At 72.2% G+C, this 2,590-nt stretch carries 4 protein-coding genes; 2 read left to right on the forward strand and 2 right to left on the reverse strand.

Going from position 1 to position 2,590, the window contains the following annotated elements:
• Positions 1-30: 30 nt before the first annotated feature.
• Together ACOTKD_RS12195 and ACOTKD_RS12200 are read left to right on the forward strand one after the other, a co-directional pair.
• Positions 31-396 carry a TetR/AcrR family transcriptional regulator gene (locus ACOTKD_RS12195; RefSeq protein ID WP_424888916.1) on the forward strand — a complete coding sequence of 122 codons (366 nt, stop codon included), beginning with the start codon at positions 31-33 and terminating at the stop codon, positions 394-396.
• 132 nt (positions 397-528) lie between these two features.
• The gene (locus ACOTKD_RS12200) at positions 529-993 is read left to right on the forward strand and encodes a 5-carboxymethyl-2-hydroxymuconate Delta-isomerase (protein WP_424888917.1); all 465 of its coding nucleotides are present in this window, start codon (positions 529-531) and stop codon (positions 991-993) included.
• On the opposite strand, the gene ACOTKD_RS12205 is transcribed toward ACOTKD_RS12200, so the two are convergent.
• Together ACOTKD_RS12205 and ACOTKD_RS12210 are read right to left on the reverse strand one after the other, a co-directional pair.
• Positions 947-1,705, reverse strand: coding sequence for an MGH1-like glycoside hydrolase domain-containing protein (locus tag ACOTKD_RS12205; protein ID WP_424888918.1), 759 nt, complete (start codon positions 1,703-1,705; stop codon positions 947-949). The genes ACOTKD_RS12200 and ACOTKD_RS12205 overlap by 47 nt on opposite strands.
• Before the next feature lie 31 nt (positions 1,706-1,736).
• A complete protein-coding gene (locus tag ACOTKD_RS12210) occupies positions 1,737-2,336 on the reverse strand; it encodes an MGH1-like glycoside hydrolase domain-containing protein (protein ID WP_424888919.1) in 600 nt (199 codons plus the stop codon).
• Positions 2,337-2,590: the final 254 nt, after the last annotated feature.

Consider the following 2,590-nt stretch of genomic DNA (forward strand, 5'->3'; position numbering starts at 1 on the left):
TCACATCAACCGGACCGAGTGCGGGCGGCGGTGGCGCATGAGGTCCGGAGTGCTGCGCTCCACCACCCGGCCGAGCACGAATCCTTCGGACCCGGCCGGGCCGAGCTGGAGGCTCAGCGCGGTCCAGCCCAAGCTCTGGGCGTCACACGCGGCGGCTTCTACCGGCACTTCAAGGACCGGGGTGCCCTGCTGGAGGAGATGCTCGACACCTGGGAGCGGATGAGCACGGACGAGGTGATCGAGCGCGTCGAGAACGAAGGCGGCGACGCCAGGGACAAGGTGCGGCGCGCGGGCGCGCTCACTTTCTCCCAGACGCTGCTGCCGATCGACCTCGACCACGGCACGCACAGCCGCACCGACGTGCTCGACACGGCCACCAGGCTGCTCCTGGCCTAGCGGCGCCGGAGCCTGACGCATCGTGTCCGGCCGGCACGCCGCGCCGCGCGAGCGTCAGCAGGGCTCGGTGCAGCGCGACGAGGGGCACGGACGAAGATGGGTGCATCAAGAATGCACACCGAGAGGTCCCTCATGCCCCACATAACCGTCGACTACTCCGCACAGCTGGATGACGCCTTCGACCGGCAGGCGTTCGTGCGGGAACTGCACCCGATGGTGCTCGAGGAAAGCGGTTCGACGGGTGTGTGCAAGACCTTCTTCCGCCCGGCGGCGGAAACGTACGTCGGCCGGCGAGAAGCCGGACAGGTCGCGTTCGTGCACGTGGACATCGGGCTGCTGCCGGGGCGCCCGGCCGAGACCAAAGCACGGCTGTCGGAGTATGTGCTGGCCCTGCTCGGCACACACCTGCCGGCGGATGACGTGCACGAGGTGGTGGCTTCCGCGGAGGTGCGGGACTTGGCGGACTCGTACCGCTTGAACCACTCCCCCAGCGCCGGGGCCGGCGTTCCGAACCCGCGCCGCCTCCACGCCCCGCCGGTCCCGCCCCCCGCTATCGCCCCTCGATCAGCGGCAGCAGCAGCGCCGCGGACCAGCTGAAATTGGGCGAGCTGAGGGCGGCTCCGCTCAGCGGGTCGTCATTCTCCATGATCGGTCCGTTGCCGGCCGGACCGGCCGCTTGCCCGGTCAGCCTCACGGCCAGTGCCTCCGCGTCACGGCCGAATCCGTAACGGCGCATCCCGGCGATCGCGAAGTACGCCTGGTCGAGCCAGACGGGGCCGCGCCAGTACTGCCGTGCGGCGAAGTACGGCCAACTCCTGGAGACCGCCGGCAGGGGCATTGCGGTGGCGAACTCAGATGGATCCAGGAGCCGTTCGCGTACCGCGGCGGCCTGTTCCCGTGTCGCGACGCCGCTCCACAGGGGGATCACACCCTCGATCCCCCTGCCCCGGGCCGTCAGCCGGGTGTCCGAGCCGAGCACGGTGTCGTGGAACCAGCCGGTCGCCGGGTCGTACATCCTCTCCCGTACGGCCCTGCCGGTGGCGGCCGCCCCGGCCCGCCAGCCCTCGGCGGCCGCCCGCTTCCCCGGCTCCGCGGCGATCCGGCCCAGATGCTCCTGGTCGACGGCGAGACAGGCATTGAGGTCCACGGACCCCTGGGTCAGCGAGTATCCGGTCACCTGCCCCGAGCCGTCCCGGTTCGGCACGACCGAGGTGCCCAGCGCGGCGTCGAACCGGGGCGCGTTGTCCATGCCGCTCTCCCAGGCCGCGGCCAGCCGCTGCTGCCCGGGTGAGCCGTTGGCGGGGTCCACGGTCGCGCCGTACTCCGCGAGCCCGTCGTGGTCATGGTCCCGGTTGCGGTACCACCACTCCCGGTACGTTGCCGCTCCGCTCGTAGGCCTGCCACACCGACCACGGGCTCAGCGGCGGCTTGCTGTTCCGCTCGTTCCAGTTGGTCCCGCCCCGCTGCGGGTCGTTGTAGAAGACGGCGTCCGGGATCATCCCCGCGTCCTGGGGCCGGGTCGTGGAGCCGGGACGTATCTGGTGGTCGAGCACCGAGCGGATCTGGTCCTCGGCGAGCCCGGCATCGAAGCGTGCCGTGCCGACCGCCTGCTTCCAGGTGTCCCAGGCCCAGAAGCCGCCCGCGAACCACTTGTACGAGAGGGAAGGCGTGATCCCGTCGTGTGCGAGCTCCCGGCGGTGCTGCGCCAGTTGGTCACGAGCGTCTCCAGCGCCTTGACGGCGAGCCGCCGCCGGCCGGCCGGCACCCCGGCGGTCACGCCGTCGACGTACCTGCGCCAGCGGGCGTCGGACGCCCGGACGGTCCGCGCCGGGTCGGCGAGCACTGCGCAGGGGTGGGGCAGCAGCCGTCGGCGGGACGCAGGCGGTGGCCACGGCCAGGAGGAGAGCGAGGGCGAACAGGGCACACGGGTGCGGGCGCATCGGCGAACTCCAGTTCTTCCGAGAGCCGGGGCCGAAATCCGACGAGTGTGTTGGGCAGCATGAAACAGACGGCGCCCGCATCACGCGATTCGCCCTCTCCGTCCGGAACTCGCCCCGGCCGGGCCCGGGCGCGGGCCGTGGCAGCCCGCGTCCGGCACACCTCGGTGGCCGTCAGGGGCGTCCGCGCGGAGGCCGCGTGTGCCGCGTCACCGCTCGTCCCGCGCCTCGGGCTGCCCGGTGTCCGGCGTGGCCGC

The sequence above is a fragment of the Streptomyces sp. XH2 genome (genome assembly GCF_049725035.1).
Classification (GTDB): Bacteria; Actinomycetota; Actinomycetes; order Streptomycetales; family Streptomycetaceae; genus Streptomyces; species Streptomyces roseoverticillatus.

Coding starts and splice junctions, on each gene's coding strand:
- ACOTKD_RS12200 (WP_424888917.1), top strand. CDS start 529: ATGCCCCACATAACCGTCGACTACTCCGCACAGCTGGATGACGCCTTC.
- ACOTKD_RS12210 (WP_424888919.1), bottom strand. CDS start 2,336: ATGCGCCCGCACCCGTGTGCCCTGTTCGCCCTCGCTCTCCTCCTGGCC.